This window comes from Rhodococcus sp. NPDC057297, from assembly GCF_042667435.1.
Taxonomy (GTDB): domain Bacteria; phylum Actinomycetota; class Actinomycetes; order Mycobacteriales; family Mycobacteriaceae; genus Rhodococcoides.
This window is the reverse complement of record NZ_JBHUZE010000004.1, coordinates 334,245-356,900: the sequence shown is the minus strand read 5'-3', so window position 1 is coordinate 356,900 and position 22,656 is coordinate 334,245. Positions and strand designations below refer to the sequence as shown.

Here is a 22,656-nt window from a genome sequence, read left to right as displayed (position 1 = left end):
CGTCAGCCGACGGCTGCGAAACGAGACAGCGCGAGCAAGCGCGAGGTGGCACGCAGGTACTTCTTGCGATACCCGCCTGCCAACATCTCTTCGGTGAATATCTCGTCGAGCTTTCCGCCGGACGCTGTCACCGGGATGCTCGCGTCGTACAGGCGGTCGGCCAACACGACAAGCCGGAGTGCCACCGCCTGATCGGCAGCGGGGTGCACGTTCTTCCAGAACACCGCCTCGACGCCGTCGAGCAACTTGCCGTACCGCGACGGGTGCAACGTGCTCAGATGAGCGAGCAGCTCGTCGAAATCGTCGAGGGTTGCGCCCTCGACCTGGTTCGCGCGCTCGACCAGTTCGGACTCCGAGGTGGGATCGGGAGCAGGCGGAAGATCGCGGTGCCGGTAGTCGGGACCGTCGACACGAATCGACTCGAAGATCGACCCGAGCTTCTTGATCTCGCGCATGAAGTCCTCGGCAGCGAATCGGCCCTCGCCGAGCTGACCGGGCAGAGTGTTCGACGTCGCGACGATGGACACTCCACGCGCGGAGAGCTCCGACAGCAGACGGGACACCAGCATGGTGTCACCCGGGTCGTCGAGCTCGAACTCGTCGATGCACAGGACACTGTGGTTCGACAGCTGATCGAGTGCCTGGTTGAAGCCGAGCGCCCCGACCACATGCGTCAGCTCCACGAACGTTCCGAACGCCTTGGGCTCGGGCACGCTGTGGAAGATCGACGCCAACAGGTGGGTCTTGCCGACGCCGAACCCGCCGTCCAGGTACAGACCCGCACCGGTTGCCGGGGTCTTCTTGCCGAACAGGCCGCGCTTGCCACCCTTCCCGCGGATCTTGGTGACCTTCTGCGCGAACGCCTCGGCCTTCGCGACCGCCTCGGCCTGGCTGGGCTCGTTCGGATCGGGAATGTACGACGAGAAGCTGACGTCGTCGAACATGGCCGGCGGAACCATTTGAGCGATCAACTGATCGGATGGAACGACGGGGTTTCGATCGACAAGACGTGCAGGCATTGAACGAGCGTAGCGACGTGGTGTTATCTACCTTATGCAGCTACTGGATATTGCGACCTACTTCACATCCGAGAGCGATGTGTCACGCGTTGCGAAGGGTCGGCTGGACGAGGCCGACCTGTCGCGCCTGTACGCCTATCCCCCTCGACCCAGGCGCCCGTGGATTCGGGCGAACTTCGTGGCCAGCATCGACGGAGCAGTGACGGCCGACGGAGTGTCCGCCGGTCTCGGGACCCCCGCCGACCAGGCAGTCTTCGCCGTCCTACGGTCCCTGACCGACGCGGTCCTCGTCGGCGCCGGAACCGTTCGCGCCGAGAACTACGGCGGTGTCTCTCTGCCCGACGAGACCCGCCAGGCGCGCGTCGACCGCGGGTTGGACGAACTCCCCCCGGTCGTGGTCGTGACGGCCTCCGCCGAACTCGACCCCGACGCGCGAGTGTTCACCGACACCACCGTCGCGCCGATCGTCGTGACCACGGCAACCGCGTCCGCCGACAACAAGAAGGTGTTGTCCGACGCCGGAGCCAGGATCGTCGAGGCGGGTGAGACTACCGTGACGACCGTCGACCTGATCGGCGCGCTGGACGGCCTCGGTCTTCACCGCGTGCTGTGCGAGGGCGGCCCGGGACTGTTCGGCCAGCTGATCGCCGACGACGCCGTGGACGACGTCTGCCTCACGGTGTCGCCGCTTCTCGTGGCGGGGTCTGCCGGCAGGATCTCGCATTCCGCATCCGGCGCGGTCCGGCGCATGACGAGGGCGCATGTCGTCGCCGACGACGACGGCACGCTGCTGACCAGGTGGGTCAAGCACCGAACCGAACACTGACCGCCCGGTCGGATGGGTCGCCGACCGCCCGGTCGGATGGGTCGCCGACCGCCCGGTCGGATGGGTCGCCGACCGCCCGGTCGGATGGGTCGCCGACCGCCTGGTGCGGGAACTAGATAGCCTCGCAGCGTGACGCAGAATCGATCGTTGCTGGTGTTCGTCGTGTGTCTGTCGCTGTTCGCGGCCGCGTGCGGGGCCGGGCCGTCCGGTCGGCCCGACGTGGCGGTCGAGCAGAACTCACCGGGACAGCCCGCCGACACCGAATCGGCGGACCCCGCGCCGGAGCCTCCTGCACTGCAGGTTCCGGTGACGGATCTGTCCTGGCGTGACTGCACGTCGGACACCCTCGGCCGGTACGGCTACGCACCCCGTACTCCCGGCCTGATCCTCGAGTGCGCGGATTTCGAAGCGCCCGTCGACGCGTCGGGTGAGATGTTCGGGTCCTTCTCCGTCGGTGCACTGCGTGCCCGTCTGGATCGGACGCCTGCCGACGCTCCCCCGATGGTGCTGACGTCAGGGGCGGACCGCGCGTCGATCGAGACGCTTGCCGACATGGCAGCAGGTCAAGGCGCGACCCTTCTGGCGACCAATCCCGTGGTCGCGGTAGACCGACGCGGTATCGGCCGATCCACGGCGGTGGACTGCACCAAGTTCGACGCCCGCGCAGCTCTTGCGGACCTCGGGCAGTTCGCCGGAGGGGGCAGTGACGCGGTCGATCGAGCCGTCGACGCAGGCCGGGACGCGACCATCGAATGCACCGACCTCCTGCAACCACAGGAACTGGCCTTCGCGACGTCGTATGCAGCGGACGACCTGGAGCGACTGCGGCTCACCTGGGGCGTCGACAGCATCGGACTCATCGGCACCGGAAACGGTGCATCGACGGCACTGGCGTTCGCTGCGCAGTACCCCGACCGCCTCTCCCGACTCGTACTCGACTCGCCCACCGGACTCGGCGCGGATCAGATGACCGTGGCCGAGCAGAAGACGCAGGGTCGCGAATCTGCCTTCACCGCCTTCGCCGAGCGATGCATCGCGCTCGACTGTTCACTCGGCCCCGATCCACGAGCGGCCGTTGCCGACCTGGTGCAGCGTGCACGATCGGGAGGGCTGAGGCCGCTGTCCACCCACGCGCTGCTCGACGGAATCGCCTACGCCCTGGCATCGTCGGCAGGCGATCCGACGCAGCGCGCGCTCACACTGTCGAACACGCTGTCCTCGGCACGTGCCGGTGACACCGCAGCCCTGACCGAGTTGGCCGATCGAGCCGCCGACGCCTACGGCACGGACGGACAGTTCGTCGCCCGCTGCACCGACGGACAGCAGTGGCCGTCGCCCCAGGCGGTGCGTGACGCCACCGGATCGTGGTCCGAGCTGTATCCCGTCTTCGGCACCGATGCTGCTCTGGCCTCACTCACGTGTGCATCCTGGCCGACGGCACCCGCAGCGCCGCTGCCCTCGGAACTACCGATTCCGGTGTTGTTGCTCAGCGGCGCCGCGGATCCCGTCGTCGGCAACGGCGGTTTCGCTGCAGTCTCCGGAATGATCGCGACGACGGGTACGCAGGCGGCGTCGATGACATGGCAGGGCGCGGGTCACCCCACGGTAGGTGGTTCGGCGTGTGCTCAGTCCGCGGTTGCCGGCTACGTCGCCGACGCAGCACTGCCGCCGGACGGCAGCGTGTGCCCTGCATGACACGCGTGGGCGGTCGAGGGCGGAAACAAGGTCCGGAGGGGTTGTGACGGCCGGGGTGTCTGACGTCGGTCCGACGGGGCGGTCAATGTACCGTTCCGTAGGTGTCACTTAGCTTCCTCGAGCCACGAACCGGCCGGTCCACCGCAGAAGTAGTCAAGTTCGCGCTGTGGCCGTTGGCCGTCATGACGGTGCTCAACCGGGTCCTGGTTCGAGCGATCAACGGCGACATCACCGACGACTTCACCCCGGTGTACCGCGCGGCTCTGGCGTTTCTCAACCGGCAGCCGGTCTACACGGCGAACTTCGATTCGGTGGATCCGCACTACCTGTACCCGCCCGGGGCCACGATGCTGCTCTCCCCCGTCGCCGTGATCGACCCGGAACGCTCTCGGTGGCTGTTCATCTTCGCCAGCACTCTCGCGATCCTGATTGCTCTGTACATTCTGCTGCGCATCTTCGGCTACGGTCTGAACTCCGTCGTTGCACCTGTGTTGCTCCTTGCCGCGTTCGCGAGCGAAACAGTGACGAACACACTGGTGTTCACCAATTTCAACGGCTTCGTGTTACTCGGCGAGGTCGCGTTCATCGGCTTCCTGTTGAAGCGAAAAGACCTGTGGGCAGGCGTCGCGATCGGCCTCACCATCGTGGTCAAGCCCATTCTCGTTCCGCTGCTGATCATTCCGCTCATGACCAGACAGTGGAAGGTGTTCGTCACCGCCGTCGCCATTCCCCTGATCTTCACCGCGATCGCATGGCCGCTGTCCGTCGACCCCATGGACTTCGTGAACCGCACCGTGCCGTATCTACTCGAATCCAGGGACTACTTCAACAGCGCCGTTGTCGGAAACGGGCGCTACTACGGACTGCCCGAGTTCTTGATTCTCGGAATACGCGGTGTCCTCGGACTCATGGTTCTCGCCTCGTTGTGGATCCTCTACAAGTACTGCCGCGAGGACCGATTGTTCTTCGTCGCCACCACATCCGGCCTCGTCCTCACTGCACATTGGCTGCTGGGTTCGTTGGGCCAGATGTACTACTCGATGATGCTGTTCCCACTTCTGATGACGGTCGTCCTGAAGAACTCGGTGCTCCGGAACTGGCCGGCCTGGCTCGCCATCTACGGTTTCACCTGCTACGACCGCTGGCTGTCCGGCCGGTTCTACACCACGGGACGAGCCTTCGACTACATGCGCACCACCTTCGGATGGAGTCTGCTGATCATCGTCGTCTTCGGCGTGCTCGTCGGGCGCTACTACGCAGCTCGGCAGGACGGCCGACTCGACCGGGGAATCGAACCCGACTATCTACTGGACGACCCGCGACCAGCGGAGACGACGAAGTCCGGCGGATAGTATTAGCGTGAAGGCATGAGTTCAGCGACGGACAAGAATCCTGCCCCAGCAGTACAGCTCACCGACGCGCAGTGGCGAGAGAAACTCTCACCCGAGGAGTACGCGGTTCTACGGCAAGCCGGAACCGAGCGACCCTTCGTCGGCGAATACACCGACACGACCACCGAAGGCATTTACCAGTGCCGTGCCTGCGGCGCGGAACTGTTCCGCAGTACCGAGAAGTTCGAATCCCACTGTGGCTGGCCTTCCTTCTTCGACCCGGCCGACAGCGACGCCGTTATCCTCAACGAGGACAATTCGCTCGGAATGCGCCGCATCGAAGTGATCTGCAAGAACTGCCACAGTCACCTCGGACACGTCTTCGAGGGCGAGGGCTACCCGACGCCCACCGATCAGCGTTACTGCATCAACTCCATATCGCTGATCTTCAACCCGGCGGTCGACGCACAGTAGTCGCACCGGAGTCGCGCCCCGGGTTCAGCTCGCGCCGCGTACCCACTGCAGCTTGCTTCATGTACCGCACGGTATTCAAAACTCTGCGGTATCTTTCTGCAATGACTGCGGCGATCAAGACTTTCTGGTGGCGTCAGCTCAAACTCACAGGCCTTCGCCCGAACTTCGGGGACGAGCTGACTCCGGGGCTGGTGAAGTCTCTCTTCGGTCGGAAGTGTGCGTGGAGGCGCCCGAAGTGCAGCGAGTTCACCGGCGCCGGTTCGACGCTCGAGATGGTTCAGCTCATGAACGCGCCGAAGACCCTGAAGGTATGGGGTTCCGGTTTCGGAGTGCGCGAGGGAACCACCGAGAGAAACTTCAGCAACCCTGGGTACGACATCTACGCCGTACGTGGGCAACTCACTCTGGGCCGTATCGACTCCGACCGCGACATCGCAGTCGGGGATCCAGGGCTTCTGACAAACAAGGTCTACCCGCCTTCGCAACGGGTGCACGGTCGAGTCGGCCTCGTCTATCACTGGATGCACAAGAGAGACACAGTGGTACAGACCCTCGCACGTGAGGGAAACATTCTGCTGATCGATCCGTCGAGGAAGCCGTCCAAGGTCGTCGCGGACATCACGTCGTGCGAGTTCGTGATGTCCACGAGTCTCCACGGACTCATCGTCGCGGACTCGTACGGTATCCCGAATGCGTGGATCGAGCTGACGCAGGAGATCGGCGGCAAGGGATACAAGTTCGAGGACTACTACTCCGCTTTCGACGGACAGGCGGTTCAGCATTCATCGGACCTCGCGTGGGATGCAGATCGGATCGCGGCTCTCCGAGACGAGTATCGCCCGATTCCGAATCTCACGGAGATACAGGACAAACTCATCGCCGCGTTTCCATACGCCGCGATCGACGGACGATGAAACGAACAACCGCGAAGTGCGGCAACGATTAGCTGTCGGTAGGCGCGTTCGTACAAGAAGTGCAGAGCACGTCCCCTCACATGCATACTGTGATGATGCGCACCTTCACTTCACCCGAGCAGTTGAAAGCGGCGGTCGGCGAGAATCTGGGAGTCAGCGACTGGCTCCAGATCACGCAGGAACGCGTGAACACCTTCGCCGACGCCACCGGTGACCACCAGTGGATCCATGTGGATGTCGAACGCGCGACCAAGGAAAGCCCGTTCGGTGCGCCGGTCGCCCACGGGTATCTGAGTTTGTCTCTCGTTCCGATGCTCAACTGGCAGATCTACACGATCGAGAACACCAAGCTCGGAGTCAATTACGGCTCCAACAAGGTTCGTTTCATCAACCCGGTGAAGGTGGGCTCGCACGTTCGCCTTCAGACGACGCTGACCTCGGTGGACGAAGTATCCGGCGGGGCTCTTCAGGTCGTCGCCACCAGCACGCTGGAGATCGAGGGAGAGACAAAGCCTGCGCTCGTGGCGGAGACGATCGGTCGGATCATGTTCTGACAGCTGCTCTGTCGAGCAACTCGGGCGGATCGAACGCGGTGATCGGAGGCAGTTCTCCGTCGTAGCGTTCGATCTGCACCAGAACGTGCTGGCCCGTCGATCCTCGCGCGAGCGACGATGTGCCGACGTCGGGGGTCAGCACATTCGGGTTACCGTGTTTGCACAGCGTGGCGGGATCGGCAGGGTCGAGCGGGTCGTACCACGCACCGGTGGACAGTTGTACGACGCTGTCCATCATGGCGTCGTCGATGATCACACCGGCCAGGCACGCTCCGCGATCGTTGAACACCCTGACCACATCGCCGGCGGCGATCCCTCGCGCGGCAGCCGCAGCGGAATGGATCCGAATCGGCTCTCGCCCTGCAATTTTCGACGCCTGGCTGGTGGCGCCGTGATCCAGTTGGCTGTGCAACCGAGTGCGGGGCTGATTGGCGATCAAATGCAGTGGATATGTCGCAGCTCGTGCGCCGCCCAACCATTCGTCCGGTTCGAACCAGGCCGGGTGTCCGATGCAGTCGACATAATCGAAGCCCGCGATCGTCTCGGAGAAGATCTCGATCTTCCCACTCGGTGTACGCAGGGCGTTCCGTCGAGGATCCGCCCGATAGTCGGCAAGCAGGGTGAGGTCGTCCTCGGTGGTCATCCGGAACGAACCGGTGTGCCAGAAGTCGTCGAACTCCGGGGTGTCGACGCCGGCTGCGCGCAGGTAACCGCGCCACTGGTCGTAGAGATGCTCGACCCACTGCCGGGACGACCGACCTTCCGTGAATGCCTCTGCCACGCCGAGCTTCTCGGACAGCGCCGCGAAGGTGTCGTAATCGTCACGCGATTCGGCGTATCGAGGCACAGCGCGGTGCATGGCCACGAGGAGCGGATCGTTGCGGGTGCAACTGAGATCCTCACGTTCCAGCGACGTGGTGGACGGAACCACGATGTCCGCATGTTTGGCCATCGGCGTCCAGTAGGGATCGTGCACGACGACGGTGTCCGGGCGCGCCAGTGCGCGCCGCAGTCGGCCCAGGTCCTGGTGGTGATGGAACGGGTTGCCCCCCGCCCAGTGCACGAGCTTGATATCGGGGTATGTCAGTCGTTTGCCGTCGTAGTCGAACTCGGAGCCGGGTCGGAGCAGCATGTCCGAGACAGCGGCCACCGGAATGAAGGACGTGACCGGGTTCAGCCCCTGCGGAAGGGTCGGCAACGGGTACGGCACCGGCGCGAGACCCGGCTCGTTCATCGAGCCGTAACCGTGGCCGAATCCCCCACCCGGAATGCCGATCTGGCCGAGCATCGATGCCAGCGTCAATCCCATCCACGGGGCTTGTTCACCGCTCTGGACTCGCTGCAACGACCAGGTGACCGTCAGCAAGGTGCGTTGCGACGCCATCGACCTGGCGAGTTCGGTGATCACCTCGGGGGCCAACCCGGATTTCTCGGACGCCCACTGGGGCGACTTCGGTGTGCCATCGGTCGCACCGAGGAGGTAACGCTCGAACACGTCGTAACCGGTGGTGTAATCGTCCAGAAATGCTCGGTCGAGCAGGTTTTCGGTCGCCAGAACGTGAGCGAGCCCGAGCATCACCGCAACATCGGAGCCGGGACGGGGCGCGAGCCACGTCGCCGCACCCGTCATGTCGTCTTGCAGCGGACTGACGGTGACGACCTTCCCACCGCGAGCCCGGAGCGCATCGAGTGCAGATTCGGTGGGGTGATTCGATGTGCCGCCGTGATTGACGGACGTGTTCTTCACCGGCACTCCGCCGAACGCCACCAGAAGATCGGTCTCGCGCGCGATGACATTCCAGGATGTCGAACGTGAGAACAATTTCCAATGCGCGCCGACGACGTGTGGCATGACCACGGACGTGGCGCCGGTCGAGTAACTGTTCACCGACCGGGTGTATCCGCCAAGGCAGTTGAGGAAGCGATGGACCTGGGACTGAGCGTGGTGGAAACGGCCAGCACTGGCCCACCCGTAGGACCCACCATAGATCGCACTGTTTCCGTACCGGTCGATGACCCGCCGGAGTTCGTCGGCGAGGAGGTCGGTGAGCTCCCCCCAGGTGACGGACACGAACTGATCGCTTCCGCGACGCTCGCTCGGACCCGGCCCGTGTTCGAGCCACCCTCGTCGCACTGCTGGTCCGGTCACGCGTGAGCGGTGACGCACCGAACCGGGAAGATTACCCAGGACGGGGGACGGACTGGAATCGCCGGCGTCGGGAGTGATCTCGGTTACCTCGCCGTCCACGCCCGCGGCCTGGAACATGCCCCAGTGGGCCATGTGCTGTGCACTCACAGGTCGATGCCGCGGCTTTTCACTGCATCCAGCAACGCGGTGGGTCGCTCGCCCGTCGGAACGGGATCGACGAGCGCGAACGAACATCCGATCGTGCGTGCGGCACCGTCCGCTTCTTCGCTGTCCCCGACCATCAGGGTTCGCGACGGATCGACCCCGAGACCGTCGACGGCGATGCGGAAGATCTCCGGTTGCGGTTTGACGACGCCGACCTCGAAGGACAGCGTGAACTGGTCGATGTGTTCCTCGATGCCGAGCTGCGCGAACGCCGGCCTGATGTCGAAGGGGATGTTGCTCAACACTCCGACCGAGATCGACTTCGCAGCAAGAGCTTTCACCACCGCAACCGTATCGGGATACGGCGTCCAGCTGGCCGCGTCGATGACGCGGCCGTACACGGATTCCGCCTGCTCCGGTCGATCTATTCCTGATTCCTTCAGAACGTGAAGGTATGCCTGCCGGTGCAGCGCCGGGTCCAGGTCTCGGTTCCGCCACGCGTGGCGGGTGATGTCGTCGAACTGCACGACCTCCCCGACCGGCGCGGTCATACGGCGCATCAACTCCGCTGCGTGATGCCCGTCCACCGGGGCCCCGTCGGAGTGGGTGACGCCGTCGAACCAGGAATCGTCCTCGTCCAGGCGGAAGAGCGTGCCGGAGAAATCGAAGATGACCGCCTCGATCATGGCAGGGATGCCACGAGCGCCTCGACGTCGACGCGTGGTCCGGTGAAGAAGGGTGTCTCCTCGCGCACGTGGCGTCGCGCTTCGGTGGCGCGAAGGTCGCGCATGAGGTCGACGATGCGGTCGAGTTCCGGTGCCTCGAAGGCGAGGATCCATTCGTAGTCCCCGAGCGCGAACGACGGCACGGTGTTGGCGCGGACGTCTTTGTATCCGCGGGCGGCCATGCCGTGATCGGCGAGCATCGTACGGCGCTCCTCGTCGGGCAGCAGGTACCAGTCGATGGATCGGACGAACGGGTAGACGCAGATGTAGGCGCCCGGGTCCTCGCCTGCGATGAACGCCGGCACATGACTCTTGTTGAACTCGGCCGGGCGATGCAGCGCGGAGTTGCTCCACACCGGAGTGCTCGCCCTACCCAGAGCCGTGGTTCGGCGGAAGTCGGAGTACGTGGCCTGCAGGTCCTCGATACGCTCGGCGTGTGTCCAGACCATGAAGTCGGCATCGGCGCGCATTCCGGCGATGTCGTAGACGCCGCGCACCGCGACGCCTTTCTCTTCCTGGCTCTCGAAGAACACGCGGGCTTCCTTCGATGCTGCGGCGCGGTCGTCGCCCAGAACTCCTGGGGTGACCTTGTACACCGAGAACATCAGGTAGCGAAGTGTGGAGTTGAGCGCTGAGTAGTCGAGGCGTGCCATGCGCCCTATCGTGCCACCTCGGATACGGCGGCGGCCGCTCTGGTGGCGGATGCGACACAAGCGGGGACTCCGACGCCGTGGCTCCATGCACCGGCGACGGCGAGCCCGGGTACGCCACGAACTGCGGCTTCGATCTCGGAGACTCGCTCGACGTGGCCCGGCGCGTATTGCGGTAGCCCGCCTCGCCAGCGCTGCACCACGGTCTCGACGGGTGCGACGTCCAGGCCGGTGACCGTACACAGATCTTGCGTGGCGACCTCGACGAGTTCCTTGTCGGTCATCTCCAGCGCTGCGGTGTCGCCGAAGCGGCCGAGTGACGCACGCAGCAGCGGTGTTTCCCGGTCGCCCAGGTGTGTCCACTTACGACTCGAGAGTGTGAACGCTTTCACCGAGAGTCCCGCGTCCGTGGCGACGAGGACACCCGAGTTGTCCGGAAGTTCGGTGGCCGGCGGTAAGGACATGGCCACCACGACGGACGACGCGAGTTCGATGTCCGCGGCGGCGTCCGCGGCGTCAGGAACTGTGTCCGCGAGGATGCGTGCGAGAGCCGGGGCAGGTACGGCGAGGACCACGACATCCACGTGACCGATGGGGTCGACGCGCCAGCCACGCCGCTCACCTCGGATGGACACGACTTCGGTACCCAGGACAGTTCTGGCGTTCGTCGCCGATACCAGCGCGTCGACCAGTACTCCGTACCCGTCGCGGAGCGCACCGAACACCGGTCCGGAGCTGGGCGGGGGCAGTGCCCGCGTCACTGCGGCCGTCAAGCTGCTCGCTCCTGCGTCGAGTGCTGCGGCCAATGTCGGCAGCGCGGCACGTACGCCGATCGAGTCCGACAGACCGGAATAGACCCCGCCGAGCAACGGGTCGACGGATCGACGAAGCACCTGCTCACCGAACCGACCGCCCACCAACTCCGCGACGCTGACGTCACCGCCCACGCGCCAGGTCATCGGCGAGTCGGACTCGGCCGAGATCCTCTGCACGGTCTCGTCGTCGACCATCCCGCGTAGCGCGGCGGCGTCCGACGGGATTCCCATCAACGTGCCGGGTGGCATCGGATGCACCGCACCGCCCGCGTAGAAGAGTGGTCGCCGCCCCGCCGGATGCACCAACTGCTCGGACAGGCCCAGCTCGTTCAGCAGGGCGGGAACCTCGGGCCGTCGCCCGATGAAGGCCTCCGCACCCACGTCGAGTGGACCGCCTGCGATGCGCGCCGTTCGCAACGTTCCGCCGAGCCGCTCGGATGCCTCGACGACAGTGATCTCCGCGTCCGGGCCCAGGCTACGGCGCAGCCTGTAGGCAGCGACCAGTCCGGTGATTCCGCCGCCGACCACCGCGGCGCGAGGCGCCGACACCGTCACAGCGAATGCACCAGCTCCACCACACGAGTGAGGACATCGGGGTCGGTATCCGGCAGTACCCCGTGACCGAGGTTGAACACGTGCCCGGTGGCCCCCGCCGCAAGCGCCCGATCCGCCTCGCCGACGATTCGCCGTACTTCGGTCTCGACGGCGTCCCAGCCCGCGAACAGCACGGCCGGGTCGAGGTTGCCCTGCAGGGCTTTTCCTGCCCCGACGCGGGTGACTGCGTCGTCGAGTGGGATCCGCCAGTCGACGCCGACCACGTCGGCACCCGCGTCGCCCATCGCGCCGAGAAGTTCCCCCGTACCGACTCCGAAGTGAATCTTCGGTACACCGGCCGAGCTCACCGCGTCGAACACCTTGGTCGAGTGCGGAAGGACGAATTCGCGGTAGTCGGCAAGCGAAAGTGCCCCTGCCCAAGAGTCGAACAGCTGGAGCGCATCGATTCCGGCCGCAAGCTGCGCCTTCAGGAACGTGATGGTGGTGTCCGCAAGTGTGTCCAGCAACGTGTGCCAGGTCTGCGGGTCGGACCGCATCAACGCCTTCGTCTTCTCGTGGTTTCGGCTGGGCCCACCCTCGACCAGATACGAGGCGAGTGTGAACGGAGCACCGGCGAAGCCGATCAGCGCTGTCTCACCTAGTTCCTTCGTCAGCAGAGCAACCGCGTCCGCAACGGGCTGTACCTGCTCGGTGCTCAAATGCGGTAGCGCATCGACGTCGGCACGCGATCGAATCGGGTTCGCCACGACCGGGCCCGTGCCGGCGACGATGTCGAGGTCGATGCCCGCGGCCTTGAGCGGCACGACGATGTCCGAGAACAGAATTGCGGCGTCGACACCGTGCCGCCTGACCGGTTGCATCGTGATCTCGGTGACCAGCTCTGCATCGAAGCAGGATTCCAGCATGCCGATCCCGGCGCGGATCTTGCGGTACTCGGGCAGCGACCGCCCGGCCTGCCGCATGAACCAGACAGGTCGACGAGTCGGAACGCGGCCCGCGGCAGCGGCCAGCAAGGGCGCATCGGGAAGGTGGCGGCGCGAGGACGGCGTGTCGGTGCTGGGCGTGACGGTGTTCATTGCCGTCCATGCTGCCACGCCTCACGGTCGACGCCTCTACGCAGGTCCGTGCTGGTACTTCGGCGCGCCTCCGACGAACGGGAACGTGAGAAGTCTAACGTCCGATGACGTGACCACACCCGGATCCGCTGCCGAGCCTGCGCCGTTTCGATCGGCTGTCGAGGCGATGCACCGGGCAGTCGTGCACCCCTCGATCGAAGTCGGCCCGATCAGACCGCCGCAGCGTCTCGCGCCCTACAGCTATGCGGTGGGCGCCGAGGTCAAGCATACCGTCGGGGAGGACGTCGGCGAGCAGTCCGACGGTGACGCATTCGGCCGACTCATCTTGTTGTACGACCCCGACGGTGACGAGGCGTGGAACGGCACCATGCGCCTCGTCGCCTACATTCAGGCCGACGTCGACGAGACCCTCGCGTCGGACCCACTGCTTCCCGAGGTCGGGTGGAGCTGGTTGGTCGATGCTCTCGGTAATCGTGCCGAGCCGGTGACCGCGCTGGGTGGGACTGTCACATCGACCAGTTCGGTCAGGTACGGGGACATCGCCGGGCCCCCGAAGGCGCATCAACTCGAGCTCCGCGCGTCGTGGACGGCGGGCTCGGTGGAGCTCGCGTCACATGTGGAGGCGTTCTGTGAGGTCCTGGCCTACGCCGCCGGACTGCCTCCGGCCGGGATCACCGAGTTACGGAGTACAGCCGAGAAACGGTGACGCGACCCGAACTGGATCGTGAGTTCGCACGCGGTCCGCTCGTTTGGGCTTAGAGTCACCTCTCATGTCAGCGACAAGTTCCAGTGAACCGTCGGATGTAACGGACGGTCCTCCGCCTGCCGTTCCTCTGCTCGCGCCCGCCGACGGTGTCCCCCCTGTCGTCGACACCGTCGCCGGCGTCGCCGAGGCCGCGGCTGCACTCGCGGGCGGTCACGGTCCGCTCGCCGTGGACGCCGAACGTGCGTCGGGCTTTCGCTACTCACAGCGTGCGTACCTGCTGCAGTTCCGACGCCGCGGTGCGGGAACAGTACTGCTGGATCCCATACCGGTCACCGGGCAGCTCACCGCCTTGGCTGAAGTGATCAACCCGTTGGAGTGGGTGTTGCACTCGGCCGACCAGGATCTTCCCGGCCTCGAAGAACTCGGCCTCGTCCCGACGACGCTGTACGACACCGAACTTGCCGGCCGTCTGGCGGGCTTCGAGCGCGTCGGACTCGGCGCGATCGTCGAGAGAACGCTCGGCCTGTCGTTGCAGAAAGGGCACGGCGCTGCCGATTGGTCGACGCGGCCACTCCCGGACACGTGGTTGAACTACGCCGCACTCGACGTGGAAGTACTGCTGGAGCTGCGTGACGCTATGGCCGCCGAACTCGAGAGCCAAGGCAAGACGGAGTGGGCGGCGCAGGAGTTCGCACACATTCTGACCCTGGGTCCGCCGAAGCCGAAGACCGACCGTTGGCGCCGGACATCGGGTATTCATGCGGTGAAATCTCAGCGTGTCCTCGCTGCGGTGCGTGAATTGTGGCAGGCACGCGACGAGCTCGCTCGCCGCCGCGACATCGCCGCCGGACGGATTCTGCCGGACTCGGCCATCGTCGCCGCCGCCACGGCGGACCCGAAGAACGAGAACGAGTTGAAGGCGTTGCCAGTCTTCGGCGGCCCCCGCCAGCGCCGGTCCGCGAAAGTGTGGCTGGGCGCGCTCGGCCGGGCACGCGCACTGCCTGCCTCGGACCTGCCGCCCAAGGCAGCACCGTTCGACGGTCCACCCCCGGTGAACCGGTGGGCTCGCCGCGACCAGGATGCCGCCGATCGTCTCGCCGCGACACGGGCCGCGATGACCGAGCTCAGCGAACGCGTCTCGGTCCCCGTCGAGAACCTGCTGTTACCCGATCTGCTGCGCCGACTCGTGTGGGACTGGAAACCGGCCACCCCGGAGGACGCTGTCACGGTGATCGAGAACGAGCTGGCCGATGGCGGCGCCCGTCCCTGGCAGCGTGAGCTCGTCGTCCCCGTGCTCACGGCCGCTTTGACCCCTCCTCAAGTTACCGACGGGTAATACCGGCTACAGTGGGCGTCAGCCCGGCGTCGGCCGGGCCTATGTCCGCATCTGTCGGGAGGATCGAAGCGTGTCTGTACCCGCGTCCACCAGCTCACAGCGGAATGTCGTGTTCGTCGACGGCATCCGCACACCGTTCGGCAAGGCAGGCCCCAAGGGCATCTACGCCGACACTCGCGCCGACGACCTCGTCGTCAAAGCCATCCGCGAACTGCTCCGCAAGAACCCCAACCTCCCTCCCGAACGAATCGACGAGGTCGCGATCGCTGCGACCACGCAGACCGGCGATCAAGGCCTGACCATCGGCCGCACCTCCGCCCTGCTCGCTGGACTCCCTCGCAGCGTCCCCGGTTTTGCCATCGATCGCATGTGCGCAGGTGCGATGACGTCGGTGACCACCACCGGCTCGGGCATCGGCTTCGGCCAGTACGACGTCGTCATCGCAGGCGGGGTGGAGCACATGGGTCGTCACCCGATGGGCGAGGGTGTCGATCCGAACCCGCGTTTCCTCGCGGACAAGCTCGTCGACCCGAGCGCCCTCGTCATGGGCAACACCGCCGAGAACTTGCACGACCGATTCCCGTCGATCACCAAGGACCGCACCGACGCGTACGCCGTCGCGTCCCAGGAGAAGTACGACGCAGCCAAGAAGGCCGGCTACATCGCCGACACGCTCGTCCCGGTCGCCACGAAGTCCGCCGCCGGATGGGGCCTGGCCACCGAGGACGAACCACCTCGTCCGGGCACCACCGTCGAAGATCTGGCGAAGCTCAAGACTCCGTTCCGCCCTGCCGGCCGCGTGACCGCCGGAAACGCAGCAGGACTGAACGACGGTGCCACCGCCGCGATTCTGGCGGGCGAAGACACTGCGCACGAGCTCGGGCTGAACATCGGCATGCGGATGGTCGGCTTCTCGTTCGCAGGCGTCGACCCCGCCGTCATGGGCATCGGACCGGTTCCCGCCACCGAAAAGCTGCTCGGACGAACCGGATTGAGCATCTCCGACATCGGCCTTTTCGAGATCAACGAAGCCTTCGCCATTCAGGTCCTCGCGTTCCTCGAGCACTACGGCATCGCCGACGACGACCCCCGCGTCAACCAGTGGGGCGGCGCCATCGCGTGTGGCCACCCGCTCGCATCCTCCGGTGTGCGCCTCATGACGCAGCTGTCGCGTCAGTTCGCGCAGCGTCCCGACGTGCGCTACGGCCTGACGACCATGTGCATCGGCCTCGGCATGGGCGGAACTGTCATCTGGGAGAACCCGAACCACTCCGACTACGCGGGAGTGAAGCCTGCAGGAACGACCGAGACGGCAGGAGCAGCCAAATGAGCGACATCACCACTGCGTTCACCGACGAGGTAGTCACGAACGCATTCACCAAGATCATCTCCGTCCCCGGCCTCGAAGGCTCGATCGCCCTCGTGACGCTGGACAACGGCTACGACCACACCAAGCCGTCGACGTTCGGCCCCGGCGGCCTCACCCAGTTCGACGCCGCACTCGACGAGGCGTTCGCCGCGAACCCGGTCGCGATCGCAGTGACCGGCAAGCCGTTCATCTTCGCGGTCGGTGCCGACCTCAATGGTGTACCGAACATCAAGACCAAGGACGAGGCACTTCAGATCGGCCAGCTCGGCCACAAGGTGTTCCGGCGCCTGCGCGAGTCCGAGATCCCGACGTTCGCGTTCATCAACGGCGCTGCACTCGGCGGCGGCCTCGAAGTCGGGCTGCACTCGCACTACCGCACCGTTGCCGACAACGCGGCGGCACTCGGCCTTCCCGAGGCGTTCCTCGGACTCGTTCCAGGGTGGGGCGGAACTCAGTTGCTGCCCAACATCATCGGCGCATCGAACGCCGTGACGGTGATCATCGAGAACTCGCTCAACCAGAACCGAACGCTCAAGCCTCAGCAGGCTCTCGATCTCGGTATCGCCGACGCCGTGTTCGGCGGCGCCGACTTCATCGAGCAGTCGCTGGCCTGGGCAGCTCAGGTGATCAAGGGCGACATCACCCCCGCTCGTCCCGAGATCGACCGTGGCCAGGCCTGGGACGACGCCGTCGCCCGCGCGAAGGGCATCGTCGCAGGCAAGACCGGCAACTTCGCCCCCGGTCCGGTCGCCGCTGTCGAGCTGATCGAGCTCGCCAAGAACACAGACATCACCGACTCGGCTTCTCTGGACACCGCGTTCGCTGCCGAGGACGAGGCACTGTCCACCCTGCTCGTGAAAGACGAACTGCGTGCAGGCCTCTACGCGTTCGATCTCGTACAGAAGCGGGCAAAGCGACCCGCCGGCGCACCGGACAAGTCGTTGGCGCGCAAGATTTCCGGCGTCGGCATCGTCGGGGCAGGTCTCATGGCCAGCCAGCTCGCTCTGCTCTTCGTCCGGCAGCTGAAGGTGCCGGTGATCCTCACCGACATCGACCAGGAGCGCATCGACAAGGGCGTCGGCTACGTTCACGGTGAGATCGACAAGCTGCTCGGCAAGAAGCGTCTGTCCCCGGATGCCGCCAACCGTCTCAAGGCACTGGTGTCGGGCTCCATCGACAAGGCGGCGTTCGCACAGGCAGACTTCGTCATCGAGGCCGTGTTCGAGAACCTCGACGTGAAGAAGAAGGTGTTCGCCGAGGTCGAGGAATTCGTTTCTCCGGAAACGATTCTCGCCACCAACACCTCGTCGCTGTCGATCACGAAGATGGCAGCCGATCTGAAGCACCCCGAACGCGTGGTGGGCTTCCACTTCTTCAACCCCGTCGCCGTCCTCCCGCTACTGGAGGTCGTCAAGGGCGAGAAGACCGACGATGCCACGCTGGCAACGGCATTCGCCACGGCCAAGACGCTCAAGAAGTCGGCCGTACTCTCTGCCGACCTGCCCGGATTCGTCTTCAACCGGCTCGTCACCCGCGCATCTGGAGAGATCATCGCCGCGATCGACGAGGGCACGCCCTTCGACGTCGCGGACGGGGCCGTCGCCGAGCTCGGCATGCCGATGAGCCCGCTCACCCTGCTGGCATTGGTCGGACCGGCCGTCGCCCTGCACACCGCGGAGACCCTCGCCGAGGCGTACCCCGAGCGGTTCAAGGACTCCGCCGGATTCCGCGCGCTCGTCGACGCCAAGAAGCCCGGCGTCTGGACCTACGGACCCGAAGGCCAGATCGTCGACCCCGAGGTGGCAGCACTGTGGCCACAGGGTGATTCACCGTCGACGGCAGAGCAGGTTCTGGATCGAACCCGGCGAGCGTTCGCCGACGAGATCAACATCATGTTGGAGGAGGGCGTCGTAGCCGCGGCGGAGGACATCGACCTCTGCCTGCTTCTCGGCGGCGGCTTCGGATTCTGGAACGGCGGAATCACTCCGTACCTCGACCGAACCGGCACCTCGGAAGCAGTGACAGGCAAGCGGTTCCTCACGCAGGGCGTCGCGAACGTCTGATGTACGTCCGAGATCGAAGTTGTGTACGTCGTCACCGTGAATCCGGTACACAACTTCGGTCTCGCCGTCAGTTACAGCGTGTCCAGAAAAGCCATGAGCTCCGCTTCGCGTGCCGGGTCGTAGGACTCCGCGGAAGACGACACAACGCGGTTGCGGTCGACGTAGTCGCCGCTGCGAGCGAGCTTTCGGCCGGACACCAGGTCAGCGAGTTCCGCACCTGCCTGCGTGGACGTGGTGGCCAGTGGCGTCAGAGTAAGCACAGGACCCAGCACTCGCATCATCAGCTGCGCTCCCCTGCCTGCATGTCTGGCCAGGCCGGTCCCCGGGACCAGACCGGGGTTGAACGAGATGATGTCGACTCCCGGTTCGAGGGCGTCGACCCACGCATGAACGAGGTGGACCGCCGCAAGTTTGCTGGTCGAGTACGCGGTTCTCCCGGCTGCGGCCGACTCCGGTTCGGTGAAGGCACCGGGACGCGCGAGCACGTCCGGAGCCGACCACGCGGGCGCCGGAACCAGCGCGAGATTGTGCCGGAGATCCCCGAAGTGCGTGTCGCTGACGGTGATCACGATGCGCGAGGAATCCGTCAGGTGGGACCGGAGCTGGGTCAGAAGTACGTGGTTGGCAACTACGTTGACCGCGAAAGTCGCTTCGAGACCGTCGACCGTCGTCGTGATTGCATCGGTGTACTGGATGCCCGCGTTTCCGACGAACCTGTCGAGTCTCGGGATCGAACCGTTCTGCGCCAGCGTGCCGATGTGACGGCCCGCCGTCCTCGTCGCCTCGATGTCAGCGAGGTCGGCGTCCACGAACGTCACCCGAGGAGAGGTCGGGCCAGGTCTTCGACCGACCACGACGAGGTGTGCGTGAGGGTCATCGGCAAGCAACCTCGAGGCTGCTACGGCGCCGATCCCCTGGCTGACTCCGGTCATGACGATGGTGTGTGCGGAACTGTGGGTCATGGCACCCACGCTGGTACCGGCACAGGAGTACAACCAGCACCCGGTGAGACAGTGGGATCAGCAGTACCAGTATGCATCCGCCGAAGCGGGAGATGATGGACCGATGAGCGACACGGCATCCGACCTCGGTGAAGTCCTGCGAGGGTGGAGGGACAGACTCTCACCTGTCGATGCAGGCCTCCCGACGGGCCCGAGGCGGCGGACCGAGGGTCTGCGCCGTGAAGAGTTGGCACAGCTGGCCGGAGTGTCCGTCGACTACCTCATCCGACTCGAACAAGGCCGCGCCACGACGCCGTCCGTGCAGGTCACCGCGTCCTTGGCACGAGCCTTGCAGTTGAACGGCGCCGAGCGAGATCACCTGTACCGCTGCGCGGGCCTGTTGCCACCGGGCCCGGGAAGCATCGATCGACACGTCGGTCCCGGCATTGCGCGCCTCGTCGGCCGCTTGGCGGACACGCCTGTGGCCGTGTTCGCGGCGGATTGGGACCTTCTGACGTGGAACCCTATGTGGAGCGCACTGCAAGGCAATCCGACGGCGATCGACGTAACGCACCGAAACCTGGTCCGGGTGATGTTCGGCAGCGACGATCGCGGCCGAGCCGCCTATCCACCCGCCTCGTCGACGGCAGACCTGGAGCATCTCGCGACGGCACTCGTCGCCGACCTCAGAATCGCAGCCGTCCGGTTCCCACGCGACGCACCGCTGTCTGCGTTGATCACCGAATTACGGACGCAGAACTCGTACTTCGATGCACTGTGGCGCTCGGGGACCGCCGCCGAGCATGCCACCGATCGCAAGACGATCCACCATGCAACCGTCGGGGACATCACCCTCGACTGCGACGTTCTCACCGCCCCCGGCACCGACCTCCGGCTCGTCGTCTACACCGCTGCGACGGGCACGGCAGATGCAGACAAGCTCGACTTTCTTCGGGTCACGGCAGGAGCCGCCGTACCCGAACACTGAGATTGCCGTCACGTCGCGATACATTTCGGCGGGCTGTGCCGTCGGGAGGAACATGAACCCAAAGAAGATCGCAGTGGCAGGTGGAACCGGTGTCGTCGGCAGGCACGTGGTCGACCTCGCCCGAAAACGCGGTCACGACGTCCTCGTGCTCACCCGCTCCAACGGTGTGGACCTCGTCGGCGGAACCGGCCTCGACGACACCCTCGTCGGAGTCGACGTCGTTGTCGACGTTGCCTCGACGCAAACCATGTCCGCCAAGGAATCCGTCCGGTTCTTCACGAGTGTCACCGCACATCTCCTGCGTGCGGAGAAAGCTGCAGGCGTGCGGCACCACGTGGCGCTCTCCATCGTCGGCGTCGACGAGGCTCCGTACTCGTACTACGCGGGAAAAGTCGCGCAGGAAAATGCGATCGCGGACGGCGACATCCCTTGGACCATCCTGCGCGCGACACAGTTTCACGAATTCGCCGAGCAACTCGTCGAGCGAACCACGCTCGGCCCTCTCGTCGTCGTACCACGTATGCGATGCATGCCCGTCGCCGCGCGCGACGTTGCGCAGCGTCTCCTCGAACTGGCCGAAGGTACACCCGCAGGGCAGGTCCCGGACCTCGGCGGACCACGAGAAGAACGCATGGTGGACATGGTCCGCGCCCATGTGGCCACACTCCACGGCAGACACTGGGTCGTCGAGATCCCCCTGCCCGGCGCCTACGGCAAAGCCATGCGCGACGGCACCCTCGTGCCGGGAGCCGGTGCGGACCACTCGTCGACCACCTTCGCGGATCGGCTCGGGTGAGCGGACCCGAGCTCGCGCGCCGGGGTAACCCTTCGGATGAAATCCCCTGATTTCAGCCACCGGTTGCCCCGAACAGGTCCATGATGTCGTTGACCACCACCGACGCTGGCCCTTCAGAAAGCTGGGTTCGTCATGACGCAACCTGCAGAACGCCATACCGCGAAAGTCATCGGAGTCACCGTCGCGGCAGCGGTCGGTGGCTTCCTCTTCGGTTTCGATTCGTCGGTCGTCAACGGCGCGGTCGACTCGATCCAGGAAAACTTCGGGCTCAGTTCGTTCGTCACTGGATTCGCCGTCGCGATCGCGCTGCTCGGATGCGCAGTCGGTGCATGGTTCGCCGGGCGGCTCGCCGACAGCTGGGGACGCAAACGCGTCATGCTGTTGGGCTCGGCGTTGTTCACCATCTCTTCGGTGGGTTCCGGTTTCGCTTTCTCGATCCCCGACCTGATGTTGTGGCGAGTGCTCGGCGGACTCGGAATCGGAATCGCATCGGTCATCGCGCCTGCCTACATCTCCGAGATCGCGCCCGCACGCTATCGCGGTGGTCTCGCATCGCTGCAGCAGTTGGCCATCACCGTCGGTATCTTCGCCGCGTTGCTGTCCGATGCGGTATTGCAGAACGCCGCAGGCGGGCCGTCGAACGATCTGTGGTTCGGGATGGAGGCCTGGCGTTGGATGTTCCTCGTCGGCGTCGTACCCGCACTCGTCTACGGTTTCCTGGCCACGCTGATTCCCGAGTCTCCGCGATATCTGGTCGGCAAGCACCTCGATGACGAGGCAGCCCGAATTCTCGGGGAGATCTCCGGCGAAGTGAACCCGAATGAGCGAGTCAAGGAAATCCGGCTCACGCTGCGGCGCGAAGCGAAGTCGTCCTTCGGCGACATCCGCGGCCCGAAGTTCGGTCTGCAGCCGATCGTCTGGGTCGGCATCACGATGGCGGTCCTGCAGCAGTTCGTGGGCATCAACGCGATCTTCTACTATTCGACGACGCTGTGGAAGTCCGTGGGCTTCAGCGAGAATCAGTCGTTCGTCACCTCGGTGATCACGTCCGTCATCAACGTCACCATGACGTTCGTGGCGATCCTGTTCGTCGACCGATTCGGCCGCAAGAACTTGCTTCAGATCGGTTCCGTCGGAATGTTCGTGGGATTGGTACTCGCTGCGGTGTCGTTCACTCAGGCCGTCGGCACCGGAGACGACCTGACACTTCCGACGCCGTGGGGAACGATCGCGCTGATCGGAGCCAACCTGTTCGTCATCTTCTTCGCCGCCACCTGGGGTCCGATCATGTGGGTGATGTTGGGAGAGATGTTCCCCAACAACATGCGCGCAGTTGCTCTCGGTATCAGTACCGCAGCCAACTGGGTGGCGAACTTCGCGATCACGTTGGCGTTCCCGCCGCTCACTCAGTCGATCGGCCTCGGTTTCATCTACTCGTTCTTCGCGTTCTTCGCGCTGGTGTCCTTCTTCTTCGTCAAGTTCAAGATCCGCGAAACGAAGGGCATGGAGCTCGAGGACATGGTTCTGTAA

Annotated in this window: 20 protein-coding genes; 13 read left to right on the top strand and 7 right to left on the bottom strand. The window is 65.2% G+C overall.

Going from position 1 to position 22,656, the window contains the following annotated elements:
- Nucleotides 1-2: 2 nt before the first annotated feature.
- On the bottom strand, nt 3-1,019 hold the full coding sequence (zapE, locus tag ACFULT_RS15105) for a cell division protein ZapE (RefSeq protein ID WP_037113075.1): 1,017 nt from the start codon (nt 1,017-1,019) through the stop codon (nt 3-5).
- A gap of 34 nt (nt 1,020-1,053) precedes the next feature.
- Here zapE and ACFULT_RS15100 point away from each other — a divergent pair, with 34 nt between their 5' ends.
- The 6 genes from ACFULT_RS15100 (at nt 1,054) to ACFULT_RS15075 (ending at nt 6,813) form a co-directional block, all read left to right on the top strand.
- Complete coding sequence (locus tag ACFULT_RS15100) at nt 1,054-1,845, top strand: pyrimidine reductase family protein (protein WP_094721712.1); 792 nt, start codon at nt 1,054-1,056, stop codon at nt 1,843-1,845.
- 129 nt (nt 1,846-1,974) lie between these two features.
- A complete protein-coding gene (locus ACFULT_RS15095; protein ID WP_378481814.1) occupies nt 1,975-3,540 on the top strand; it encodes an alpha/beta hydrolase in 1,566 nt (521 codons plus the stop codon).
- Between the two features lie 101 nt (nt 3,541-3,641).
- Nucleotides 3,642-4,892: a glycosyltransferase family 87 protein gene (locus ACFULT_RS15090; protein WP_037113071.1), complete on the top strand. Its 1,251-nt coding sequence runs from the start codon at nt 3,642-3,644 to the stop codon at nt 4,890-4,892.
- Between the two features lie 15 nt (nt 4,893-4,907).
- Complete coding sequence (msrB, locus tag ACFULT_RS15085) at nt 4,908-5,345, top strand: peptide-methionine (R)-S-oxide reductase MsrB (RefSeq protein WP_037113069.1); 438 nt, start codon at nt 4,908-4,910, stop codon at nt 5,343-5,345.
- A 101-nt stretch (nt 5,346-5,446) separates the two neighbouring features.
- Nucleotides 5,447-6,259 (top strand): polysaccharide pyruvyl transferase family protein, encoded by an 813-nt coding sequence (locus tag ACFULT_RS15080; protein WP_378481813.1) that lies wholly within the window; start codon nt 5,447-5,449, stop codon nt 6,257-6,259.
- 92 nt (nt 6,260-6,351) lie between these two features.
- Nucleotides 6,352-6,813 carry a MaoC family dehydratase gene (locus ACFULT_RS15075; protein WP_275041293.1) on the top strand — a complete coding sequence of 154 codons (462 nt, stop codon included), beginning with the start codon at nt 6,352-6,354 and terminating at the stop codon, nt 6,811-6,813.
- Here ACFULT_RS15075 and ACFULT_RS15070 read toward each other — a convergent pair.
- From ACFULT_RS15070 to hemE, 5 genes are read right to left on the bottom strand one after another with little or no spacing between them, the layout of a single operon-like run.
- Nucleotides 6,803-9,094 carry a molybdopterin-dependent oxidoreductase gene (locus ACFULT_RS15070; protein ID WP_378481908.1) on the bottom strand — a complete coding sequence of 764 codons (2,292 nt, stop codon included), beginning with the start codon at nt 9,092-9,094 and terminating at the stop codon, nt 6,803-6,805. The genes ACFULT_RS15075 and ACFULT_RS15070 overlap by 11 nt on opposite strands.
- Before the next feature lie 11 nt (nt 9,095-9,105).
- Complete coding sequence (locus tag ACFULT_RS15065) at nt 9,106-9,792, bottom strand: HAD family hydrolase (protein ID WP_037113067.1); 687 nt, start codon at nt 9,790-9,792, stop codon at nt 9,106-9,108.
- On the bottom strand, nt 9,789-10,484 hold the full coding sequence (gene hemQ / locus ACFULT_RS15060; protein ID WP_037113065.1) for a hydrogen peroxide-dependent heme synthase: 696 nt from the start codon (nt 10,482-10,484) through the stop codon (nt 9,789-9,791). The genes ACFULT_RS15065 and hemQ overlap by 4 nt, the downstream gene beginning before the upstream one ends.
- A 5-nt stretch (nt 10,485-10,489) precedes the next feature.
- Entirely contained in the window at nt 10,490-11,851 is a 1,362-nt protein-coding gene (locus ACFULT_RS15055; protein ID WP_037113063.1) for a protoporphyrinogen oxidase, read from the bottom strand.
- Entirely contained in the window at nt 11,848-12,927 is a 1,080-nt protein-coding gene (hemE, locus tag ACFULT_RS15050; protein ID WP_037113062.1) for a uroporphyrinogen decarboxylase, read from the bottom strand. Before hemE ends, ACFULT_RS15055 begins: the two co-directional genes overlap by 4 nt.
- Before the next feature lie 109 nt (nt 12,928-13,036).
- Between hemE and ACFULT_RS15045 the strand changes: the two genes are divergently transcribed.
- The 4 genes from ACFULT_RS15045 (at nt 13,037) to ACFULT_RS15030 (ending at nt 18,401) form a co-directional block, all read left to right on the top strand.
- The gene (locus tag ACFULT_RS15045) at nt 13,037-13,633 is read left to right on the top strand and encodes a DUF3000 domain-containing protein (RefSeq protein ID WP_094721717.1); all 597 of its coding nucleotides are present in this window, start codon (nt 13,037-13,039) and stop codon (nt 13,631-13,633) included.
- Between the two features lie 64 nt (nt 13,634-13,697).
- A complete protein-coding gene (locus ACFULT_RS15040; protein WP_094721718.1) occupies nt 13,698-14,969 on the top strand; it encodes a ribonuclease D in 1,272 nt (423 codons plus the stop codon).
- A 70-nt stretch (nt 14,970-15,039) separates the two neighbouring features.
- A complete protein-coding gene (locus ACFULT_RS15035; RefSeq protein WP_378481812.1) occupies nt 15,040-16,299 on the top strand; it encodes a thiolase family protein in 1,260 nt (419 codons plus the stop codon).
- On the top strand, nt 16,296-18,401 hold the full coding sequence (locus tag ACFULT_RS15030; RefSeq protein WP_378481811.1) for a 3-hydroxyacyl-CoA dehydrogenase NAD-binding domain-containing protein: 2,106 nt from the start codon (nt 16,296-16,298) through the stop codon (nt 18,399-18,401). The genes ACFULT_RS15035 and ACFULT_RS15030 overlap by 4 nt, the downstream gene beginning before the upstream one ends.
- A 71-nt stretch (nt 18,402-18,472) precedes the next feature.
- Here the strand turns inward: ACFULT_RS15030 and ACFULT_RS15025 are convergent, their stop codons facing one another.
- On the bottom strand, nt 18,473-19,363 hold the full coding sequence (locus tag ACFULT_RS15025; protein ID WP_378481810.1) for an SDR family NAD(P)-dependent oxidoreductase: 891 nt from the start codon (nt 19,361-19,363) through the stop codon (nt 18,473-18,475).
- Between ACFULT_RS15025 and ACFULT_RS15020 the strand changes: the two genes are divergently transcribed.
- The 3 genes from ACFULT_RS15020 to ACFULT_RS15010 all read left to right on the top strand — a co-directional run bounded on the left by ACFULT_RS15020 (nt 19,362) and on the right by ACFULT_RS15010 (nt 22,656).
- Nucleotides 19,362-20,330 (top strand): helix-turn-helix transcriptional regulator, encoded by a 969-nt coding sequence (locus tag ACFULT_RS15020; RefSeq protein ID WP_378481809.1) that lies wholly within the window; start codon nt 19,362-19,364, stop codon nt 20,328-20,330. The genes ACFULT_RS15025 and ACFULT_RS15020 overlap by 2 nt on opposite strands.
- 52 nt (nt 20,331-20,382) lie before the next feature.
- The gene (locus tag ACFULT_RS15015; protein WP_094721720.1) at nt 20,383-21,126 is read left to right on the top strand and encodes an SDR family oxidoreductase; all 744 of its coding nucleotides are present in this window, start codon (nt 20,383-20,385) and stop codon (nt 21,124-21,126) included.
- Nucleotides 21,127-21,258: 132 nt separating this feature from the next.
- Nucleotides 21,259-22,656: a sugar porter family MFS transporter gene (locus tag ACFULT_RS15010; RefSeq protein WP_037113051.1), complete on the top strand. Its 1,398-nt coding sequence runs from the start codon at nt 21,259-21,261 to the stop codon at nt 22,654-22,656.

Coding starts and splice junctions, on each gene's coding strand:
- hemE (WP_037113062.1), bottom strand. CDS start 12,927: ATGAACACCGTCACGCCCAGCACCGACACGCCGTCCTCGCGCCGCCAC.
- hemQ (WP_037113065.1), bottom strand. CDS start 10,484: ATGGCACGCCTCGACTACTCAGCGCTCAACTCCACACTTCGCTACCTG.
- ACFULT_RS15030 (WP_378481811.1), top strand. CDS start 16,296: ATGAGCGACATCACCACTGCGTTCACCGACGAGGTAGTCACGAACGCA.
- zapE (WP_037113075.1), bottom strand. CDS start 1,019: ATGCCTGCACGTCTTGTCGATCGAAACCCCGTCGTTCCATCCGATCAG.
- ACFULT_RS15010 (WP_037113051.1), top strand. CDS start 21,259: ATGACGCAACCTGCAGAACGCCATACCGCGAAAGTCATCGGAGTCACC.
- ACFULT_RS15025 (WP_378481810.1), bottom strand. CDS start 19,363: ATGACCCACAGTTCCGCACACACCATCGTCATGACCGGAGTCAGCCAG.
- ACFULT_RS15065 (WP_037113067.1), bottom strand. CDS start 9,792: ATGATCGAGGCGGTCATCTTCGATTTCTCCGGCACGCTCTTCCGCCTG.
- ACFULT_RS15040 (WP_094721718.1), top strand. CDS start 13,698: ATGTCAGCGACAAGTTCCAGTGAACCGTCGGATGTAACGGACGGTCCT.
- ACFULT_RS15020 (WP_378481809.1), top strand. CDS start 19,362: ATGGCACCCACGCTGGTACCGGCACAGGAGTACAACCAGCACCCGGTG.
- msrB (WP_037113069.1), top strand. CDS start 4,908: ATGAGTTCAGCGACGGACAAGAATCCTGCCCCAGCAGTACAGCTCACC.
- ACFULT_RS15070 (WP_378481908.1), bottom strand. CDS start 9,094: ATGGCCCACTGGGGCATGTTCCAGGCCGCGGGCGTGGACGGCGAGGTA.
- ACFULT_RS15100 (WP_094721712.1), top strand. CDS start 1,054: ATGCAGCTACTGGATATTGCGACCTACTTCACATCCGAGAGCGATGTG.
- ACFULT_RS15015 (WP_094721720.1), top strand. CDS start 20,383: ATGAACCCAAAGAAGATCGCAGTGGCAGGTGGAACCGGTGTCGTCGGC.
- ACFULT_RS15080 (WP_378481813.1), top strand. CDS start 5,447: ATGACTGCGGCGATCAAGACTTTCTGGTGGCGTCAGCTCAAACTCACA.
- ACFULT_RS15075 (WP_275041293.1), top strand. CDS start 6,352: ATGATGCGCACCTTCACTTCACCCGAGCAGTTGAAAGCGGCGGTCGGC.